Source organism: Streptomyces scabichelini (genome assembly GCF_011045015.1).
In the GTDB taxonomy this organism is placed as follows: Bacteria; Actinomycetota; Actinomycetes; order Streptomycetales; family Streptomycetaceae; genus Streptomyces; species Streptomyces scabichelini.
Genome location: NZ_JAAKZY010000128.1, coordinates 1 through 20,285, shown reverse-complemented (window position 1 = coordinate 20,285; position 20,285 = coordinate 1). Strand labels below are relative to the sequence as shown.

Genomic DNA, 20,285 nt, shown 5'->3' with positions numbered 1-20,285 from the left:
GGGCGTCCGCCGAACTCTGCTCTGCCAGCTATCGCGGATCCCTCGCTGGGGGACCGGGATCTTGCTCAGGTTGATGGCGGCGTGGGGAGCACCGGCACGGGGGGGCGGTCGCCGTCGTAGTGCTCGGCAGGCGGTCGGCGTCGTAGCTCTCGACAGGCGGTCGCCGTCGTAGCCTTCGACCCGACCGAAGCGGCCCGGTTCGGATGGTGGCCCATCCTGGCCCCCTGTTCCTTTGTTCCTTCTGGTGCCGGGTAGTGACCCAAGCGGTCGGTTGAACAGGCGATCGGCAGGCGCCGACCGCGGGCGTTGGTAGCGTCTGGGTGTGCCGTGCCGGCCGGTACGGTGTGCCGCTCGACCGAGAGAGACGTGATGTCCCCGACGATCCGCAGGGCCGTGATCCCCGCCGCCGGACTCGGTTCCCGTCTGCTGCCCCTGACGAAGGCGACACCGAAGGAGATGCTCCCGGTCGGCGACAAGCCGGTCATCGAGCACACCGTGCGCGAGCTGGTGGACTCCGGCATCACCGACATCACCATCGTGGTCTCCGGCGGCAAGAGCCTCATCCAGGACCACTTCCGCCCCAACCCCGCCCTCGTCGAACAACTCCGCGAAGACGGCAAGACGGCCTACGCGGACGCGGTGGAGGAGGTCGCAGAGCTGGCCCGCCAGGGCCACATCACCTACCTCGACCAGTACGGTCCGTACGGCAACGGCACCCCGGTGCTGAACGCCGCCCGCGCCTTCGGCGACGAGCCGGTGCTGGTGCTGTGGCCCGACGACGTGTTCGTGGCCGAGGTCCCCCGGGCCCAGCAACTGATCCACGGGTACGAGCAGACTGGCTGCCCTGTGCTCGCCCTCCTGCCGATGGACCCCACCGACTCCCAGCGCTATGGCGTGCCCATCGTCAAGGAGGACCTCGGAGACGGCCAACTGCGCATCACCGGCCTGGTCGAAAAGCCCGAACCCGCTGCCGCCCCGTCGTCGTACGCGGCCATCGGCGGCTACGTCGTCACCCCCGGCATCATCGACGAACTGCGGGAACAGACCCGTCGCTGGTACGAGCACAAGACCGGCGAGATCTACCTGACCGACGCCATCAACGCCTACGCCTCCACCCGCGCGGTGTACGGGCAGGTCATCAAGGGCCACTGGTACGACACAGGCAACCCGGCCGACTATCTGGTCGCCCAGATGGCGTTCGCCCTCGCCCACCCGGAGTACGGCCCCGTCCTGCGCGGCCTGGTCGCCGGACTCGACGCCGACCGCGCCACCGCCCCCCAGCCGGAAACCAACACCTGACCTGCCGCTTCCTGTGTGTGCGCAGGCAGGGCGCAGCCGGGCCGGGTACCGCGGGGAGCAACTCCGTCCTGCGGGGGGGGCGGCGTTGTACCGAGGCACCGGGCGTTGCCGGACAAGTCGACATCAGTGGCGGGCAGTTCGACTTCGCCGTCGAGCAGGCCATCGCGGCCCTGCGGCCCGGGGCGGTGAAGGAGGGCACGCCGTTCTTCCTCGGTCTCGACATGCGTCCGGTGGAGCCGTTGTGCTCGTTCTTCCTGTAGATGTCGAAGTCACTCAAGGCGAAGTCGCTGGAGGACTACACGTACGACGCCTTGGACCTGGTCGACTTCCTGGAGCAGCTCCCGCTGCCGACCGACCTGTTGTCGGCCACTGAGGAAGATCTGGTGGCCTACCGCGAGGACTGCACCGAGCACCGCGAGGCGCCGGACAAGCCGGCCACGTGGCGAAGGCGCCGGTCGACGATCAACAACTTCTTCGACTGGGCCGTCGAGACGAAGCTGCTCGACCAGCGGTCCTCCTTCCGCCGCAGCAACGGGCGGGACGTGCTGGCCTGGGGCGCCACGACCGAGCTGGACGTACGCCACCTGACCTTCCGGCAGTGGCGGTTCCTCAAGCAGGTGGGCCTGCGCGGCTATCTCCCCGACGGCCTGCTCGATCCCGCCTTCCGGGTCCACTCCCCGCTGCGCAACAGCGCGGCCGGCGAGCTGGCGATCACGACGGGGATGCGGCTGCGGGAGTTCAGCTGCCTGCTCGACATCGAGGTCGGCCCGCCGCGCCGGGACGCCTCCCCGGCCGAGGTGATGCTGCAGGCCATCGCCAAGTTTGGGCTGCCGCGGATGGTGGCCGTCCAGCACGCGACGCTGCAGGAGATCGATCTTTATCGCCGCACCGAGCGGGCCGCGATGGTCAGGGTCTCGGCGAAGACCCTCTACCGGCGGCGCCACGAACTGTTCCTCGTCGACGACATCGACCTGCGGCAGATGAAGCTGCGCGGGACCCTGCACGGGCGGCGCCGGACCTTCCGCGTCGAGGCGATGCCCGCCGAGATCCGCCGGATTGCCGTCATCGAGGGCGACCTCGGCCTGGAGCCGATGGCCCTGTTCGTCGGCCGCGGCGGGCGGTTGCTGTCCAAGCAGCGCTGGGAACAGATCTTTGCCGAGGCCCACCTGCGAAGCCTGAAGATCTGCGACGAGCACGAGGTCGACCTGGTGATGCCATCCCGGTTCCGAATCCACGACACTCGCCACACGTTCGCGATCTACATGCTGCAGATGCTCACGCAGCTGGTCCTGCAGGAAGAGGCCGAACGGCTGGCCGCCGGCGGGCACGGCGCCTACCTCACCGATCACCTCTCGCGGAACCCATTGCTCATCCTGCAACGGCTGTTGGGCCATCGGCGGCCAAGCTCCACACTTCGGTATCTCACCTACATCCGGAACACGAATCTGTTGGTCAGCCAGGCGATTGCGGAGTGGAACGACCAGGAAAAGACCTACGCCGACTACGCGGCCACGCTGGTCGGGGCGGGGGCTGTCTGATGGCCCGCCGAGGAGAGCGCAAGGTCCGGGTCCGCGCCAGCGTTCCGCCGCCGAGGCCCACTCTGGACCACGCGGGGATCCGGGTCGTCACCTCGGAACACCGGGGCCGGGTGAGACGCCACAGCATCAACCCGGCCGACTACCGGTGCACGGTGCTGGCGGCACAGCTCGCGGACGAGTGGGTGAAGATCACCCGCGCACTGGGGATCGCCGACGGCGGACCCACCTACGGCGGAGCCGTGCGGAAGTTCGCCACCTTCACGGACGAGTATGCGCCGACGCTCGGCCTGGATCCGGCCGACGCCCGGCTGGAGAGCGACGCGATCGACCTCGTCGAGGCGATCTACGCATGGGAGGAGGCCCTGCGCCAGGATTTTCCGCACTCCAAGACCGCCCATACGCTGGTCAAAGCCCTGCTGGCGATGATCGGCCAACGCGCCTCCGCAGGCGCCACGGTCTGCGAGAACCTGAAGATCCGCACCCAGGCACCCACAGCCTTTCGCGCCCCGCGCGAGAAGCCGCTGGATGAGTTCACCAACGCCGAACGGATCACGCTGCGGGACGCGGCCCGGGAACAAGTACGGGCGACGGAGGCCCGGCTCGCCCGCGGCCGCGACCTGCTGGCCGCCGGGGAGGACCCACGCGACGGCGGCTGGCGGAGCCTGCCCAACCTGCTCTGGGCCGCCCGTGCCGGAATGGCCACCTCGAAAGTCCTGAAGAAGGAACTGCCCTCCGAGCCCAAGTGGTGGCCGGCAGAGATCCGTGAGGTCCTGCCCGCCTGGACGGACGACGGCAAGACCCGGCGGCCCGGAAAGCGGGCCCTGATCCGGTCCCTGGGCCGCATGCTGTCCGCCGACGAGATGGATCTGCACGCCTTCCGGGTCCTGCTCCTGCTGGGCATGTCCGACACGACGCCGGAAGAGCTCCACGACCTGCAGGTCCCCCACATCGAGTTCACCGACGGCGGGGTGCGACTGGTCCAGCAGAAGAACCGGGCCACCCGCATCCGGGCCGACCTGCACCCGGAACAGCCCGCCCCGCGGGACACGGAGGATCCGTACTTCGCCGGGACAGGCACCTGGGACGTCCCGGGCCTGCTGCGGCGCCTTCTGGCGGTCACCGCCCTCGCGCGGGACGCCTTCACCAGCGAGCCGTGGCTGTTCCTGGCAGTGGACTACCGGAAGGGCACCGGCGGACTCGGGGCCGCATGCGCCGAGTTCACGCACGATCAACGCCGGTTCACCCACTGGATCGCCGCCCAGCGCGACAGCGGCGGGAACCCGCTGGTCATCTCTCAGCCGCACGACGTCCGGCGCCTGCGCAAGACGACCAAGGTGGTCCGCGCGGTCGTCCTGGGAGGGTCGGTGAGTGACCTGGCCGGCGACGACCACCACGTCGAGGTCTATCGCGGGCACTACGCCCAGCACCACCGCGCACGTCCTGGCGGGCCGCGCCATCAACCGGTCTCAGCAGTGGGTCTTCCAACGGGCCACCCAGAAGCCGGTGTTCGTCGATGCCGCCGCCGAACCCCGGCTGGAGAAGCCCGAGGTCGCCGGGTCCTTGGGCCTGGACTCCTCGCAGGCGAAGGCGATCCGCGCGGGCGAGCTGGACATGGGGCTCACTCACTGCCGCGACCCCTATGACTCCCCGCACCGGGGTGACGGCAAGGTCTGCCATGTTGCGCCGGCGATGTGCATGCTCTGCCGCAATGCGGTGATCTTCACCTCGCAGCTGCCGCGGCTGCTGATGGTGTCCGACCACATCGAACGGATGCGGGCCGCTCTTCCCCCGCCGCAGTGGCAGGCCGTCTGGGGACGGCAGGCGGCCGCCCTGAAGGAGGTCTTCAGCGAGTGCGCCGACCTGCTGCCCGCCGCCCGGCAGCAGGTGATCGACCTGGACCTGCGTCTCGATCTTCCGCTCGGCCAGCGAACGGAGTTCGACCGGTGACACCTCAGCCCGCATTCCAGCCCGTCGCGTCGGCTCGCTTCCGCGACGACGAACCGGTCTTCGGACCTGGCTACCGGCTCGTCGAAGGCATCCGAGTCCCGCTGTTCGGCGACGTCGAGCACTGGTCCGGCGACTGCACCGGCCGACCCGCCAACCAGGCCCCCACCCGCTACAGGATTCACTTCGCCCCGGAAGACCCCCTGATCACCCTGCAGTTGAAGGAGACCGCGTTCGCCCAGTTCAACCCCACCCACCGCATCCTGCGGCAGGCAGCCATCTACCGTTCTGCCGAGCCGGTCGCCTTCCCCACGGTCAAGATGTGCTCCCAGAAACTCCGCGTGATCTTGAGATGGGGGCGGAAGCAGGGCCTTCCTGCCGACCCAGGACGCTGGGCCGCGGCCGACTGGCAATCCTTCATGGACGAACTGGCCACGACGGTCAGCGACACGACGGTGGCCAACCACCTCGGCGCCGTCCGCACCCTGCGGGAACTCGCCGGGGTCATCACGGGCGTCACACCGTTCGACGACCCCTGGGACGGCCGCTCCGCCGCCGAGATCGGACGCCAAGCCGTGCTCAACGCCGCCGCGGACGACGGCACGCTGGCCACGCCGGCGATCCCGCCGCAGACGTGGTGGCCCCTGATCCGGGCCGCCTGGACCTACGTCCACACCTTCGCCCCCGACATCCTGCGCTGGAAGGACCACTTCGAGCGCCTGGCCGCAGACCTCGGCAAAGGGGCCGAACCCTGCCGCAAGATCACCAGGACCACCGAAGAAGTCGACGCCCAGATCGCTTCCTGGCTGGCCGACCCGGACAACCACATCCCGGTCCGGGCGGTCGACGACGGCGTCGGCAAGGCGGGATCGGTGATCTGGAGCACCCTCGCCCGCATCATCTGGGGCGTCTCGAACGGCGACCGGTTCACGTCGAAGGCCGCTTCGGGCCGGGCCCGCCGGCGCCTCGTCGAAGAGGCGGCCGGGCAGGGACGAACGATGGTCATGGCCGGGAACCGGTACTGGTCCCTGCCGATCGCCTGTACCGATGCCGCCCAGACTCTCCGCGAGGACGGCAGCACCCGGCCCTGGCGCACGCACATCACACAGACCCAACTCGACGTTGAACTGCGCATGTTGAGGGCGGCCTGCTACGTCTTCGTCACGGCGATGAGTCTCATGCGCGACTCGGAAGTCCAGGAGATCCAACGCGAAGCCGTGACCACCTACTACGGGTCGCCGGCCATCAAGTCCCAGAAGATCAAGCATGACCCGAAACGGCCCGAGTCCTGCTGGTGGATCATCGAGCCGGTCGCCGAGGCCATCGCCGTCGCGGAACAGCTGTCCTGGCATCCCACCCACCTGTTCGCGAGTCTCAAGCCGCCCCGCGGCAAGAAGAACCGCGGCGGCCGAGGGATCACCGCCTCCGACGACATCGACTACTTCGTCGAACGCGTCAACACCAACGCGGACGCCTACGGCCTGGAGCCCATCCCGGACGCGCACGTCCGTTCGCACATGTTCCGCCGCACGATGTCGGTGATCACCGGCCGAGAACCGGACTCCGAGGTCGCCCTGGGGCTCCAGCTCAAGCACGCCGCCCGCCGGGCCATGGCCAACTGCACCACCCAGGCATACGCACAGATGGACACCAGGTGGGCCAAGGAGTTCGACCAGCAACTCGAGCACGCAGCCGCCCTGCGGCTCGTCGACCTGCTCAAGGCCCGACGAACCGGCGAGAAGGTCGCCGTCGGGCCCGGCGCCGAACGCCTCCACGCGGGCCTGGACCAAGTCATCTCGGCCATGGATGACAACCTCGTCCTGCGGGCCCAGATCGCCGACGAACGGGCCGAAGCCGCCTTGCTCGCCGACCAGTTCCCCAACCTGCACCTGGGGACCATCAACCACTGCATGTTCGACGCCCCGCAAGCCGAGTGCCAGAACGAGCTGCCCGCTGATCAACGTGGTCGGGCACCCCTGATCGGCGCCTGCCAGCCCGACCGCTGCCGCAACTCCGTGATCACGCGAGCTCACGCTCCGATCTGGATCGCCGAGGAAGACGACCTGAAGGCCAGGGCCAAGGACCCCAACCTGTCGCCACCCGGTCGGGAGACCGTCCTGATCCGCCTCACCGACGTCCAGCGCATCACCCGAGCACTTCAGCACGAAGGAGTCACCGCCTGATGCCGGTGTCCGCCAAAACCACCACCAAACTCCGCCAGGCCATGGCCCGGCTACTGGCCGGCGAACCTCTGCACACCGACGGCGCCCTCACCAAAGAGAACCTCGCCCGAGAAGCCCAGGTCAGCCACGCGACCGTCCACCGCGCCGACGACATCCTCGCCGAATGGGACGCCCAGGTCGCCCGACCCGTCCTCCGCACCCCCGGCGAGGTCGCCCGCGACGAGACGATCGCGGAGCTCCGCAGACAACTGCGAGCGTCGAAGGCCGAGATCACCGAACTGAACGGCAAGCTCGACGCTCTCGCCACGGTGACCGTGAACCTCTACAGCGAGAACCAGGCCCTGAAGAAACGCGTCGCCGACCGGAGACTCACCGCTCTCCCCTCCGCCGACTGAGAGGTGGCCCTGGAAGTCGCTCTCCCAGGTCGAGTTGGCCACCGCCGAGTGGGTCGACTGGTACAACCACCTCAGATTCCACGCTGAGATAGGCCATGTTCCGCCCGTCGAGTACGAGGCCAATGAGGTCTTCTCGGCAACAGGACAGTTGCGGTGCGTAACGACACATGGGCCGGGGTGGCGCGAGCCCAGGTGCCCGATCCCAGGTAGCGGGTCACTACACCTAGCACGTCTCCCGGTACGGCAGATCCGGCAGGTACGTCTTCCAGTCCGCCGCCGACAGACCACCGCCGGCACGCTCGCAGGCCCGGTTGGCGAGGTGGGACGGGGTGAGGTCGTACTTCTGGAGCGGGACATGCCGGCCCGCGACGTACAGCGTGCCGCCCTCGGCGCTGAAGGCGAGGGACAGGACCGGGCCGCCCGAGGTCGAGAGGGGGGAGCCGAGGGGACGACTGGACGGCACGTCCCAGAGCTGGACCCTGCCGAAGAGGTCGCCGACTGCGAGTGTGCTGCCGTCGTCGGAGAAGGCGAGGGCGTTCACGTTGCCGGTGTGGCCGTCGAAGCCGAAGGAGTCGGAGTACTCGAATTCGTCCGTGCCGGGGAACAAGCCGAGCCGCGTGCGCACGGCTCCGTCCCAGAGAGTCACGCTACCCAGGTAGTCGGCTGCCGCGAGATAGGCCCCGTCGGGGCTGAAGGCCAGCACGTTGGTCTGGTCGTCGCCGAGACTGCGGCCGCTGATCAGCCCGGTGGACAAATCGGCGATCACTCCGTCCGGGGTCACCACGGTGTCTCCGTTCCGGCGCACCGCCAGCCTCTGCACATCTGGGCTGAAACTGCTCACCTCCGACGTCAACCAGCCATCGGCCGTGGCGGCGAACCGGTCCACCGTCCGTACGCGCTCGCGGCGGCGCACGTCCCACAGGTCGAACGCCATGTCGTCCCATGACCTGAACGTCAGCAGAGAAGTGCCGTCATGAGTGAGGGCCACGCTCTGCACCCCCCACAGGCCACGGCCACCCGGTGGCTCGATGACCGCGTGTTCTCGCCGGGCTTTGATGTCCCAGACGGTGATCCGGCGCCGCTTCGTCATGTCGTCGACGGCGTTGGACCAGCTCCTGCCGTAGGCGAAGTACCCGCCGTCGCCGCTGAACGCCATGAGACCGACACAGTTCGACGTCGACGACAGCTCACTCCTGTCCTCGTACTCGTCCAGCGCCTTGGCATCGCACGGCTGCCCCTCCGGTTCGAGGAGAACAGCGCCGTCGCGCGTGTCCAGCAGCCGTACGCCTCTCCCGGCACCCCTTTGCCGGATGACGGCCAGCGTCGTGCCGTCCTGGGCGAGTCGGGCGTGGTCGACCGGGTGCCGCTCCCACCGCTCCGCCGTCTCGTCGAGGCTCAGCGACCGTACGACCGTCTCGGCCCCGTTGAGATAGCGCACGGCGTGCGCGTCGGGATCGAGCGCGAAATCCTGGATCCCGTTCGGTAACGAGTACCGAAGGACCGGGACGGGGTCGTACGGCTCCGACAGGCGCCACAGTACGAGCCCTTGGTCCCCGCTCGCGGCAAGGAACTGGCCGTCCTCGCTGAACCGGAGTGTGCTCAGGTTCTCCTTCTGGATCCCAGTGAGCTCACGCCCTGAACGGAAGTCCACCCTGCGGATCCCGGTCTCGGTCAGAAGCGCCAGCGTGCGGTTGTCCGGGGAGAAGACAAGTTCGAAGTCATCGGCGCATGAGTACCGTTTCAGCCGGGCCGGCCAGGGCTCAGCCGCCGTCCCCCGCCCGGTGGTGTCCCAGATCTCCAGCGGGCGCTTGTCCGAGCACACGGCAAGCCACCGGCCGTCCGCGCTGACCGTTCTCTTTACCGCTTCCTCGTCCCCCACGGGGACGCTCACCACCATCCGCCGGGTGCGCAGATCCCAAGCCTGGATCGAATCCGAGCCGTTCGACTCCGGGTTCGGGGGCCCTGTGTCCACCAGGAGGGTGTCCCCGCCGGGCCCGAACGCCACGCCGCTCGGCAGGCCCGTCGGCAGCTTGGCGGTGGCCCGCCCGGCCCTGACGTCCCATATCCGGATCTCGTCGTCCACCGACAGCGCGAGCTGACGGCCGTCCGGCGCGACCGCTTCGAACGTGGCCTCCTCGCCGTACCCCGGATACGAGTGACCACGGCGATGCGTGCGCACGTCCCACGTCGTGATCTCCCCTGGAGCGATGGACATCAAGGTCCGGCCGCTGTCGACGAGATGACGTTCTCGGCCCGTGTCCGACTCCAGGTCCCCGACATCCGCGCCAGGTATCGCGAACGTGTCCTCCTCCCGCTGCGTAACCGCCCCTACCAACGCCCCCCGAGTCTCCGCAGTCTCAGCCAGCCGCCACGCCGCCACGCCCAGCTGCATCGACGTCACCGGATCGGACAGCCGCATGCTCTCCGCCACCGCCGCGATCCGCCGCGCCTCCGCCTCCGCGTGCCGCCGGTCGCTCGTGCGCCCCTGCTGCCAGGCGACGACGCCGGCGAGCAGGGACAGGACGACCAGGAGGCTGAGGGCGCCGATCAGTCCGCGCCGGCGGCGCCGCGCACTGGTGCGGGCCTCGCGGCTCGCGGCCAGGAAGGAACGTTCCAGCGAAGTGAGGGCGGCCGCACGCTCAGGCGCGGCGAACAGTTCGTCAGCCGTGTCGAGACGGGCTCCTCGGTACAAGGCCCCGGGGTCACGCCCCAGGTCGTCCCACGCCTGGGCCGCCTCCGTCAACCGCCGGTGGGCACGCAGCCACTCGCGATCCTCCTCGATCCACTGCCGTAAGCGCGGCCACGAGGAGATCAGCGACTCGTGGGCAAGGTCGACCCTGTCGTCGTCCAGAGTGACCAGGCGGGCAGCGGCAAGATCGGCCAGGACACGGGCAACGCCGCCCGAGTTACTGAGATCCAGTTCCGCGCGTTCGACGGGACGCCGCGTGTCCGGCGTCCCGTCCCCCGGGGTGATCAGGCGCAGCAGGATTCGCCGAACGAGCAGGCACTGGTCCGGGGACAGCCGCGCGTACAGGTCCTCGGCTGTCTGGGCGATGGCCGCGTGGATCCCGCCGGTTGCCTCGTACGCCTCCAGGGTCAGCGTGCGGCCTCTGCGGCGGCGCCAGGTCTCCAGCAGGGCGTGCGAGAGCAGCGGCAGGCTGCCCGGCTCCCCTGCTGCCTGCTCGGTCAGCCGGGCGGTCAGGGCGCGTTCCACGATCAGCCCGTGTGCCTGGGCCGGTTTGACGATCACCGCGCGCAGCGCGTCGGCACCCATGGGCCCCACCGGCACGGTGGACTCCCGTATGGCTGCGGCCAGTTCAGGAAGGGCCAGGCAGTGGGCGTAGAAGTCGGCGCGTACGCCGAGGACGACGCGCAGCCGGCTTGCGGGCTCGGCGGCGGCGAGCAGGCGGGCAAGGAAGCCGGCCCGCTCTGCCGGGTCGCGGCAGAGGGTGAAGACCTCCTCGAACTGGTCCACCACCAGCCAGGTATCCCCCTCGCCCGGGGCCGGTACGCACACCGTGCCGTGGGTGCGCAGCGGATGCTCGCCCGGGGTGAGGATCCGCACCGCCGCCGGCCGGTGCGGTCCCTCCAGGCTGCGCAGGCGGGGAATCAGCCCCGCCCGCAGCAGGGATGACTTGCCACTGCCGGACGGCCCGAAGACCGCAACCACCCGGTGCTCCGCCACCGCGCGGACCAGCGCATCGGTCACCTCGTCCCGGCCGAAGAACAGCTCCGCATCGCCCACCTCGAACCGGGCCAGGCCACGGTAGGGGGAAGGAGCGGTCTCGTCCGCCACCAGGTCGGCCGCCCGGGCCTGCTCCGTGACCGCCTCGCGCCAGCGCCGCTCCCACGCCTTCTCCTCGCCGCCGCACGCCCGCACATAGGCCAAGGCCACCGGCAGGGAGGGCAGTTGTTCCCCTGCGGCCGCTCTCGACAGGGTGGTGACCGAGACCTCCACCTGCCGGGCCATCTGCCGGTAGGTGATGCCGCCCGCTTCCTGACGCAGCTTGCGCAACTCGAACGCAAACCGCTGAACCGGACCCAGCCCCGGATCGAGGTCCGCCTCCGGACGCCCCATAGCGCTTCCCCCCCGTGCCGCGCCCGTGACCAGCAGCGGCGTCTCATCCCAACACGCACCCCACCACCGTGAAAGACACCATCTCGCCAACCCAAGCCTGCGACCTGCTTTGTTTCACGCCCGGGACACGGCTGTGCAACAACCCCAAACCCCGTGAACTCGATCCAGGACGCCCCCAGCGGCCGCCCTGGCCCGCGGGCCGGCGTCCCCCTACTAGGGCCCGTCGTTTGGGCCCAGCCTGGACTTGCAGTCGAGGAAACCAGACCGAGAAGGATGCCGCCCCACGGTGTGTGGCGTGCAGCGATCCCGAGCAATCCGATCTGACAAGGAGATGACCATGCGCTTGCTCAATCGGGGTGTCGCGCTTGTCGGCGCGTCCGCCGCCCTGGTGCTGGGCGGCACTCTCGCCATGGCGCCGACCGCGGTCGCCGGAGAGGACAGCCGGTATGCCTACACGACAGATCCCAGCCCAGCTGGTGGTAAGGCCCGCTTCATCGCCGACGGAGACACCATTCAGGCGTGCGACCTGCACACCGACGGCTACTACGTCTGGGGGCATCTCTACTACCTTATGGGCTCGTTCATAGAGAGCGTCCGGGAGGAGACCACCGGGGATTGCGACGGCGACAACCACAACATCGGCGAGAACCGGTACGTCTGGGTGGCGACCTGCCTGGGCGACAGCACCGGTGCCAACCTACGGTACTGCACCGAGACCGCCGACTGGACTATCGGAGTCTCGTGATCATGCTCGGTGGTATGCGGTGGGTGTGGGCGCTCCAGTGGCGCCCACGCGCACTGCTTTCCCTGGCTGTCCTCGGCTGCGTTACGGGATGCACCACGGGGGGCGCGCCAGCTCCCGCGATGCCGCCGGTGGCCGGCACCCCCACCCCGGTTGCCGGGACGATTGCTCATCTGCCGCTCGACGCCTATCTACCGGACGCGAAGCAGGAGGCCGCGCTGGGCCGCGCCCGGATGCGGCTCGCGAACGACTGCCTGCGCGGCTACGGTCTGGCCGCGACCGGGGAAGTCCCCCTCTCGGGCTTCCAGCAGGCCCGCTGGCGCCGGGGGCAGCTGCTCGACGAGCGCCTGGCGCAGAAGCACGGCTTCCACTACACCCGCTACCCACAGCTCCCTGGCAGCCGGACGAAGAGCACAGCCCCACCGCGGTCGCAGCCCAGTTCCGCGACGGTGGCGGTGCTCACCGGCCGGGTCGCCAGCTACCGCGGCAAGCCAGTACCGGCCGGCGGCTGCCGCGCCACCGCGGACGCCCGGCTGGCCGCCGGGATCACCTGGCCTGTGGGCCCCAAGGGACAGCGGCTCGGCGACTTCGGTGCGACGAACAACTTCGCATTGTCCCTGCAATACCAGGCGTACGAACGGGCACTGCGCGATGATCAAGTCGTCCAGGCAGCCCGGCGCTGGAGCGCCTGCATGAAGGACCGCCACCATCTTGCCTTCGACACCCCGGGGCAGGCCACCACCGACCGGCGGTGGGCCACCAAGACGGTGGGAACACTGGAACGCAGGGTCGCAGTTGCCAGCGTGCGCTGCCAACTCGACGTCAACTACCTCGGTGTGCAGCAGGCGGTGCAGGCGGCGTACGAGAAGGAGGCGATCCGCGCCCACACGCACCCGCTCCAGGCAATCAAGAAGGCACTGCACAAGGGGATGGCCAACGCCAGGGCCGTGCTGGACAGTACGTCGCCCTGAGAAGCGTTGCGCTTCTTCAGCCCGGGGGTGCGCCGCGCTCCTGGGCCCGGGCGTGGAAGGGCTCACCGACGAAATGCGGCGTGCCGGGCTGTCGGCTCGAGCCGACACCAGGTGATCAGCGAGGACCTTCCACAGTGCCACTGGCCAGTCCCGAATGTACGGACGCACGCGGCGTATGAGGAAGGCAGTGGGCGCCGATCCATCACATCGAGCGACGGGAAGCAGAACCGTCAGAGCGCGAACGATCTATGGGCAGGTTCCTGTACCTCTGGTATCAGTCTGAACCTTCGTGACGGCTCGTCAGTATATCTGGCGGGCCGTTTCGGCTTGTTGGACGGTCCAGACACGGCAGGCGTCGTTGCCTGCCGGTCGTACGGTGACAGCATGGGCAGGGACGGCGGTCCCCGGCTCCGGCTGATGGCCCCGCGCTGCTTCAGTGGTACATCTCCGTCAACCCGCCGCCTCCGACGCGACCACGAACGAATGAACTCGCCCCTCCAACTTTGAGACACACCACCCGGTGATCAGCACGGCCCTCAGTCCGCAGAACCGGCGAATGTCCTGAGACTCCACACGCCATGAGACAGCCCAACTGTTCCTAACGTCCGTGCCACATTCGGGTACCGCTCTGGCGACGCCGTCAGGGATTCACTAGGGCATAAGCAGCAATCTGCCTACTTCAAACGCCCTCTCAAGCCTGAGAACGGCGCAGCGCTGCCAGCCGCTCACGCGTCTGCCTGGTCTGCGGGTGGTCTTCACCGTAGGCACGTCGGTATCCGACGAGGCAGCGTTCGAGCAGGTTCGCCGCGCTCCTCACCTGCCCTTTCCTGACCAGTACGGCCGCCAGGTTCTCCTGTGCACCGCAGGTCATGATGTGGTCCTTGCCGTGCAGCCGTTCCCGGCCGACGACCACAGAACGCAGCAGTGCTTCGGCGTCCGCCAGGCGGTCGAGGTCGAGGAGCACCGCGCCGAGGTTGTTCCGGACGGTCAGCGTGCTGGGATGGTCCTCGCCTAGACCCTTTTGTCGTGTCTCCAGGAGAGACCGGAGGATCACCTCGGCTTCTGTGAGGGAGCCCATGCGCTGGAGAGCTGCCGCGAGGTTGCCCTGGGCGACAGCGACCCGCTCGTCGCCGGGGCTGTACCGTTTCTGGAGCTTCGGCAACAACTCGCGGTATATCTCCGCGGCTTCTCGTGCCTGGCCGGAGAGGACCAGTACTTTGCCCAGGCCGAGGGCGGACTCCATGGTGTCAGGATGTTCCGGTCCCAGCTGTCGGGTTCGGTGGTCGAGCACGTTGCGGCGCAGCGCTTCGGCCTCCGCGGTGCGCTGGAGGTCCTCCAGGACGTTCGCCAGCTCATGGCCCGCGGCGAGGGTGTCCGGATGGCCTGAGCCCTGTGTCCGCGACCAGTTGTCGAGGACGAAACGCCACAGCTCTTCCGCGTGAGGCAACTGTCCGTCCTCGTACAGGAGATGAGCCAGATCTGCCCCGGTCTCCAGAGTGTCGGGATGCGTGTCACCCAGCACGTTCATCCGAGTGCCCAGCACTTGTTTGTACATGTGGATGGCGTCGCTGCGGCTGCCGGGCAAACCGGCCAGGACAGCGGCGAGGTTGCTTGCTGCGGTGAGGGTGTCGGGGTGATCGGGGCCGCGGATCTCGTACGCCACCAGGAAGACCTTGCTCCAGTGTTCCAAGTCCGAGTCCTCGATGTGGTCTGCCCGCTCGGCGTCCTTGGTCTCCGGCTTCGGCACCGCTCGATCAGCGCTTCGGCGGCGCCGTGGTAAGCCGTTCCCCAACCGCTTGCGCCACAGCCCTTTCATATGCCATCCGTCTCTGTGATCGAGGTGTGCGGTGCCGCGCGGATGCGTGTCTGGGATGACCGCTCGGTTGCGCGACGATCAGGCGCCTGCGTGGACATGCGTCGCCCACAGGCTGGGAGACTTGCGATAGAGCTCGCGGCACTCGAGCACCGCGCGGTGAAGGGCACCTGCTGCCCTGGCCGTGTCCAGGCCTGGGACGGACGCCTCACGCTCCCCGCGCAGATCACGGTACACGGCCTCCGTGACGCGTGCTGCCACTGAGTCGTGGACAGGCCACAAGGTACCGATGACGTGGGGGTAGCCCGCGATCTGGAAAGCGGAGGTGATGTGGATCGCCTCGTCGGCCAGATGGGCGGAACCCTGCGAGGTCTCACAGGCGGAGAGCATCGCCATGCGCGCCTCCGACAGATCCAGCCGCGATACGTCCAGCAAGGTCAACGGCTGCCTCTCGTGGTCGTGCAGGAGCAGACGGCTCGTCGAGGGTTCGCCCGGCACGCTCACACCGTGGCAGGCGAAGTGTACGTACGAGTGGTGGGGCAGGGCGGTGCGCACGGCTTCGTAGGTGGCCTCGGGCCCTGAGAGCACCTTGGCGGGCAGCAGCTTCCGCAGGGTCTGCCCCTCACGGTCGGCCCGGCGCAGAGTGCCTGCCCCGGGCGTGTGGCGCATCGTGACCGCGAGCAGATCGGTCTGCCGCGGCGATGCCCGATCCCGCGACCGGGCGTAGCGCAGTGCCCGCACCGTCGGTGTGTAGGAGGAAACCACCCGGTCAAGTACCGAACGCGGCCGCGGAGTCGAGTGCTCGGCGTGATGGCCGGCCGCGTGCAGTGGCAGGGAGGACAGCGCACCGCTCGGTGACCACCACATCCTGGGCCACTCCCCCGCCGGTGGGCCGAGCAGGCCGATGCGGTCGAGTACGGGTCCAGCGGCGCAGTCCCACAGCCAGCCCAGCGTCTCATCGATCACCTGACCCGCTCCCTCCTCCTCACCGGGCGTACGAGAGGCGCGCAGCGCGTCGTGAAAGCGGGTCACCCGGTGCTCCAACGCGGCCTGGGTCAGTGCCGGCAGAGGTACGTGGATCACCTGCCCTTCGCACAGGATCAGCGCGTCGCCGCGGTCCGGTCCGTCGTACAGAAGGCAGACCGGCCCTTCCTCGGCGCACTCCAGGAGACTGTCCCGGGTGGGCCCGGCGAGGAACTCCTCGAAGCCGCGAAGTGTCCGGATGTACGCGATCTGTTCGTCCCAGCGTGTGGCGAGCGCGTGGCGCTCGTCGGACATCTCGGCGGTTCGCGGCCAGGGGGAGGGAGTGGCCGACAGCTCCTCGGGCGGGGCGAGGGATTCCATCCGTTCCCGCAGCTCGATCAGGTAGTCCGCGGCCACGGGGTAGGCGGCTCGCAACTCGGCCAGCTCACCACGCCCTTCCAGCATCTGGCCCAGGAGCACGCCGCGTCCTTGTTCCAGCAGCTGAACCGCGCGCTCGGTGTCGCCGGTGTTGATCGCGCACCACGCTGCTGCGGACGCCAGTCCGTTCAGACGGGCCAGCCCACGCTCCTGATCACTGCGCGAGAGTCGACGCGGTGCCACTTGCGGCAGCAGTTCAATCGCGAGCTCGAGTCCCCTGAGAGCGGCACCCGGGCCGTCGGTCATCTCCAGGCAGGCGGCCCATGAGCATGCTGCCAGCGCACGCTGGAGCGGTGGGAACGAAGTGCTTCGCGCGGCCAGTTGGTAGGCGTTCGCCGCCGCCCGCAGTACTCCCGGGTCTCCCTCCGCTTCATACAGGTCGCGCAGGACATCACCGTGTCCGACCTGGTGCGTCGCGTGAGCGTACGGCTGGCTCTGGGCCGCCCGTACGGCGCGGCCGAGTGCGACCACGGCCTGGTGCAGGGCGTTCGGGTCCCCGGTGTGCCGTGCCATCGCTCGCCACGCCTCCCCCAGGCTTCTCAGCATGCGCGCATGGCTGGGGTCGTCGAACGGAGTCATGTCCAGGGCCTGCTCCAGGAGCCTCAGGGCCTCGTTCAGGTCGGCCGCGTCACCGTCGCAGTGGTAACCGCCGAGCAAAGTGGTGGCGAGCGTGTTCAGGCGTTTGGTGTGGGTGAGGGACCCCTGCGCGGCCAGGGCGACTGCCTCGCGGCCCGCGGCCACGGCCTCATGCACCACGTCCCGGTCGCCGGTCAGCCCGAACTGGTTCTGCAGCACGACACTGAGGAACTCCGCGCGCACGCCCTTAGCCACCGAATCCGCAGGCGATGAACGCATGGCGTTCCTGGCCAGATCAAGCGCTTCCGCATGCGATGCCCGGTCCCCCGTCTGCAGGAAGCGGTGATGCAGACAAATGGCCAGGTCGAAGGAGTACGAGCCGCGTCCGTCCTCGTGGTCCGGGAGTTCGGCGGCGGCTTGGCGCAGGCAGCCGATCGCCTCCTCCAGCAGCGCCGTGTCTCCCGACCACGAGGACAGCCGCTGCAGGGCGTTACCCAGGGCTCCCAGTCGGTGCACGCGATAGGGATCATCAGCCGGTGTCCGCAGAAGGGACTGCCTCAGCAGGTCCACCGATTCCCGGAACGCCTCCGGATCATCGCGGGATTCGCCCAGCTTCCCCAGCATCACGGCCAGTCGTGCCAGCCGCTCGGCATGTTTGGGATGGTCTGCCGGTGTCAGAGCCAGAGCCTCCCGGCACAGCTCGACGGCCTCCGCGACAGCGTCCCAGTCCTGAACGTCCTCGGTGAGCAGTTGCAGGTGTTGTGCGAGAGCGTGGAGGTGGTCGGCGCGCTCCTGGTGCGGGCTACGGGCCACCGCCTCACGCGCGAGGGCGAGCGCTTCAGCCAGGGCTTCCCGGTCGCCGGTTGTGAGATACCGCTGTTTCAGTGCCGCCGCGGCATTGGCCAGCACGCCTGATCCGTAGGGTGCGTCGGGGGAGAGGCAGGCGACGGCCTTGCGCAGGGCGCGCTCGGCCTCCGCCAAGTCGTCCATTCGCTTGTCACGCTCGTGCCGCTGGATCAGCGCCAGCCCCAACGCGTTGTGACAGGCAACGAAGTTGGGGTCGCTGCGACTGGCACGATCCGCAGCCCGCCGAAGCGTTGCGACGGCTTCGTTGAGGTCGCTGGGGTCGTGCTGCAACGTATGACGCTGTTCCAGCGCCGTTCCCAGGACCAGGAGGTCCTGGAGGCGGGACGAGTGCCGCACACGCTGACGACCGAGGGCGATGACCTCAGTGAGATCCTGACGCTCGCCGAACACCTCCAGCCGCATCGCCAGCGCCGCGAGAAGATTGCCGGCATGCGTGGCAGAGCCGGCGTCGTCGGCCGGGGTCTCCCGCAGACATCGCCGGAACAACTCGACGGCGAGGTCGATATCTCGGCGTTCGCCACTGCGGTGGTAACACTGCAGGAGCGTGGCACCTTGCGCACCCCATTCCGCGACTGCCGACCGGTTGTTTCGGCTCGGTTCTCCCATTGAATGCTGATCCCGTCCCCGTGTGGTCTTGTCAGCGGACCATCAACTACCCTCTAGCACAGCTCAGTTCAGGGAAGGAAACGAGGGCTGTCGGTGGGTGACGCAGAGCTGGGTGGCAGCCACGGTGAACGTCATGAGCCGCTGGCTGTGCTGTGCGCGCGGTTCGCCGCACCGGGGGGGTACCCGGTCGAAGACGAGCGGATGCGGCACCTTGTCACACGCATCACCGCAGAGGTACGTGCCGGCCGGAGGCCGGACGAACTGGAGGACGAGTTCAGCGAGTTGGAGGACCTTCTGCTCCAGGCGGGCTTCACCGCAGGGCTCGGCTCCTACCGTACAACCCCACCACAGCCCTCTTACGGCCAACTGCCCGGGACCGGTAACGGGTACCCGCTGCTGGAGGTCCTGGTCTGTCCCCGTGACTCCTGCGCCCGTGTTGAGGTCCCGGACGACGACCCGCAGTGCCGGGTTTTCGGCGAACCACTTCGTCGTCTCGACCTGAATCCGTGAGTGCGTTCCTCAACACGCTGAGCGGGAAGCTCGCCGAGCGGTGGAGTGCGCTTCTGTCGTTGCCGGGCCTGATGTTTCTGGTGGTCGCCGCCACTGCTTTCGTCCTGGATCACAGCCGCTGGAACGACGTCGGGCGGTTGCGGCTGCTGCTGGACGACGTGGCGGCATCGCCCGCGGCACACAGCGCGGGTGCAATTGGCCTGGTCGCCGGGGCCGTGCTGACCGGCGCTGCGGGAGTGGGCCTGGCTGCAGAGGCCCTGGGGACGGGGCTGGAGCAACTCTGGCTCATGGACGCGCGTGGGCCGCTCACCCGGCGCCTGGCAGCCCACAGACTCCGGCGTTGGCAACAGGCTGACGCTGCCTTCCGGGCGGCATTGGTAGAGGCGGGGCGTGCCCGCCTCGCAGGCGGAGACACCACCGCCCTGGTCGAGGATGCGGCTCGGTTGAACGCCACCCGCAACCGCGTCGCGATTGCCCCGCCTCGACACCCGTTCTGGACTGGGGACCGCATTTCCGCCACGAACTGGCGTGTATGGAATGCCTATCGGCTCGATCTTTCCTACGGATGGCCCCGGCTGTGGCTGATGGTTGAGGATGCCGTCCGGGCGGAACTGAACGCCGCCCGCCTCGCGCTGGCCTCCGCTGCCCGGTTGAGTGCGTGGGGAGCCGGATATCTCGTACTGGGCGTGTGGTGGTGGCCGGCCGGCGCGGTCGGACTGATCACCCTGGCCACAGGAGTGCGGCGCGGGCGTGCGGCCGCTGTGACCCTCGCCGAACTTGTGGAATCCACGGTCGACCTGTACATGGGGAAGCTCGCGTCCGAGCTCGGCATCGAATGCTCCGGCTCACCCACACGCGTGGAAGGCATGGCTGTGACCCGCGCCCTCCGCAAGGGGGCTTGAGAGGGCGTTCGAAGTACGAGCTGGGTCCGCGGTGGGTTCCTCGGTGTCACGCGGTGCGCGGCCTCGCCGCTGGTGCTCCGTCTGGCTCGATCACCGCACTGAGGATGTCTTCGTGCAGGGATGCCTTCGTGCAGGGATGCCTTCTGGCACGCGTGTCCAAGCGCCTGTGCGCGCCGGCGCATGACGCTCGCCCGCCGGGGGCATCCGCGGGCTCCGGGAATCGTGGGCCAGGTCGTGCTGAGCCGACGAGCGGGCCGGGGCTACGCCGGGAAGAGTTCGGGCAGCAGCCGGCGGGCGTCGGCGCGGGCCGGTTCGACCGCGTCGAGGGGCGCGGACGATGCCGGCCAGCGCAGCGTCACGCCGATGTCCGCCCAGCCGCCGACGGTGGCCAGGAACTTGTCCAGCGCCGGGTTGGACAGCCCGCGCGCCTGCAACGGCGCGATGTGCCGGGCGAAGAACG

15 protein-coding genes and 2 pseudogenes are annotated in these 20,285 nt (G+C 69.0%); 13 read left to right on the top strand and 4 right to left on the bottom strand.

The annotated features are described in order from the left end of the window. The first annotated feature begins 369 nt into the window (after positions 1–369). The 8 genes and pseudogenes from G5C60_RS32095 to G5C60_RS32065 form a co-directional block, all read left to right on the top strand. Entirely contained in the window at positions 370–1,299 is a 930-nt protein-coding gene (locus G5C60_RS32095; protein ID WP_165264522.1) for a UTP--glucose-1-phosphate uridylyltransferase, read from the top strand. 17 nt (positions 1,300–1,316) lie between these two features. Next, entirely contained in the window at positions 1,317–1,559 is a 243-nt protein-coding gene (locus G5C60_RS51250) for a hypothetical protein (RefSeq protein WP_206440254.1), read from the top strand. Next, on the top strand, positions 1,560–2,837 hold the full coding sequence (locus tag G5C60_RS32090; RefSeq protein ID WP_206440253.1) for a site-specific integrase: 1,278 nt from the start codon (positions 1,560–1,562) through the stop codon (positions 2,835–2,837). Next, a complete protein-coding gene (locus G5C60_RS32085; RefSeq protein WP_165264521.1) occupies positions 2,837–4,480 on the top strand; it encodes a hypothetical protein in 1,644 nt (547 codons plus the stop codon). Before G5C60_RS32090 ends, G5C60_RS32085 begins: the two co-directional genes overlap by 1 nt. Continuing rightward, complete coding sequence (locus tag G5C60_RS32080) at positions 4,449–4,784, top strand: hypothetical protein (protein WP_165264520.1); 336 nt, start codon at positions 4,449–4,451, stop codon at positions 4,782–4,784. The genes G5C60_RS32085 and G5C60_RS32080 overlap by 32 nt, the downstream gene beginning before the upstream one ends. After that, positions 4,781–6,964, top strand: coding sequence for a hypothetical protein (locus tag G5C60_RS32075; RefSeq protein WP_165264519.1), 2,184 nt, complete (start codon positions 4,781–4,783; stop codon positions 6,962–6,964). Before G5C60_RS32080 ends, G5C60_RS32075 begins: the two co-directional genes overlap by 4 nt. Continuing rightward, positions 6,964–7,359, top strand: coding sequence for a hypothetical protein (locus G5C60_RS32070; protein ID WP_165264518.1), 396 nt, complete (start codon positions 6,964–6,966; stop codon positions 7,357–7,359). Before G5C60_RS32075 ends, G5C60_RS32070 begins: the two co-directional genes overlap by 1 nt. Positions 7,360–7,366: 7 nt before the next feature. Beyond that, positions 7,367–7,480 (top strand): annotated as a pseudogene (locus G5C60_RS32065) (integrase core domain-containing protein); the annotation flags it as partial. A gap of 102 nt (positions 7,481–7,582) precedes the next feature. Here the strand turns inward: G5C60_RS32065 and G5C60_RS32060 are convergent. Continuing rightward, complete coding sequence (locus G5C60_RS32060) at positions 7,583–11,437, bottom strand: nSTAND1 domain-containing NTPase (RefSeq protein WP_165264517.1); 3,855 nt, start codon at positions 11,435–11,437, stop codon at positions 7,583–7,585. 337 nt (positions 11,438–11,774) lie between these two features. On the opposite strand from G5C60_RS32060, the gene G5C60_RS32055 reads away from it, so the two are divergent. Both G5C60_RS32055 and G5C60_RS32050 read left to right on the top strand, forming a co-directional pair. Beyond that, on the top strand, positions 11,775–12,182 hold the full coding sequence (locus G5C60_RS32055) for a hypothetical protein (protein ID WP_165264516.1): 408 nt from the start codon (positions 11,775–11,777) through the stop codon (positions 12,180–12,182). Between the two features lie 128 nt (positions 12,183–12,310). Next, positions 12,311–13,150, top strand: a complete 840-nt coding sequence (locus G5C60_RS32050) for a hypothetical protein (protein ID WP_165264515.1) — start codon at positions 12,311–12,313, stop codon at positions 13,148–13,150. 691 nt (positions 13,151–13,841) lie between these two features. On the opposite strand, the gene G5C60_RS32045 is transcribed toward G5C60_RS32050, so the two are convergent. Further along, positions 13,842–14,897, bottom strand: coding sequence for a tetratricopeptide repeat protein (locus tag G5C60_RS32045; protein ID WP_165264514.1), 1,056 nt, complete (start codon positions 14,895–14,897; stop codon positions 13,842–13,844). Between the two features lie 147 nt (positions 14,898–15,044). Then, positions 15,045–17,930 carry a CHAT domain-containing tetratricopeptide repeat protein gene (locus G5C60_RS32040; protein WP_165264513.1) on the bottom strand — a complete coding sequence of 962 codons (2,886 nt, stop codon included), beginning with the start codon at positions 17,928–17,930 and terminating at the stop codon, positions 15,045–15,047. Between the two features lie 150 nt (positions 17,931–18,080). On the opposite strand from G5C60_RS32040, the gene G5C60_RS32035 reads away from it, so the two are divergent. The 3 genes from G5C60_RS32035 to G5C60_RS32025 all read left to right on the top strand — a co-directional run bounded on the left by G5C60_RS32035 (position 18,081) and on the right by G5C60_RS32025 (position 19,825). Continuing rightward, positions 18,081–18,416, top strand: a complete 336-nt coding sequence (locus tag G5C60_RS32035) for a hypothetical protein (RefSeq protein ID WP_165264512.1) — start codon at positions 18,081–18,083, stop codon at positions 18,414–18,416. A 90-nt stretch (positions 18,417–18,506) separates the two neighbouring features. Further along, complete coding sequence (locus G5C60_RS32030; RefSeq protein ID WP_165264511.1) at positions 18,507–18,923, top strand: hypothetical protein; 417 nt, start codon at positions 18,507–18,509, stop codon at positions 18,921–18,923. Then, positions 18,920–19,825, top strand: coding sequence for a hypothetical protein (locus G5C60_RS32025; RefSeq protein WP_165264510.1), 906 nt, complete (start codon positions 18,920–18,922; stop codon positions 19,823–19,825). The genes G5C60_RS32030 and G5C60_RS32025 overlap by 4 nt, the downstream gene beginning before the upstream one ends. A 260-nt stretch (positions 19,826–20,085) precedes the next feature. On the opposite strand, the pseudogene G5C60_RS32020 reads toward G5C60_RS32025, so the two are convergent. Then, positions 20,086–20,285, bottom strand: a pseudogene (locus tag G5C60_RS32020) (dihydrodipicolinate synthase family protein); the annotation flags it as partial.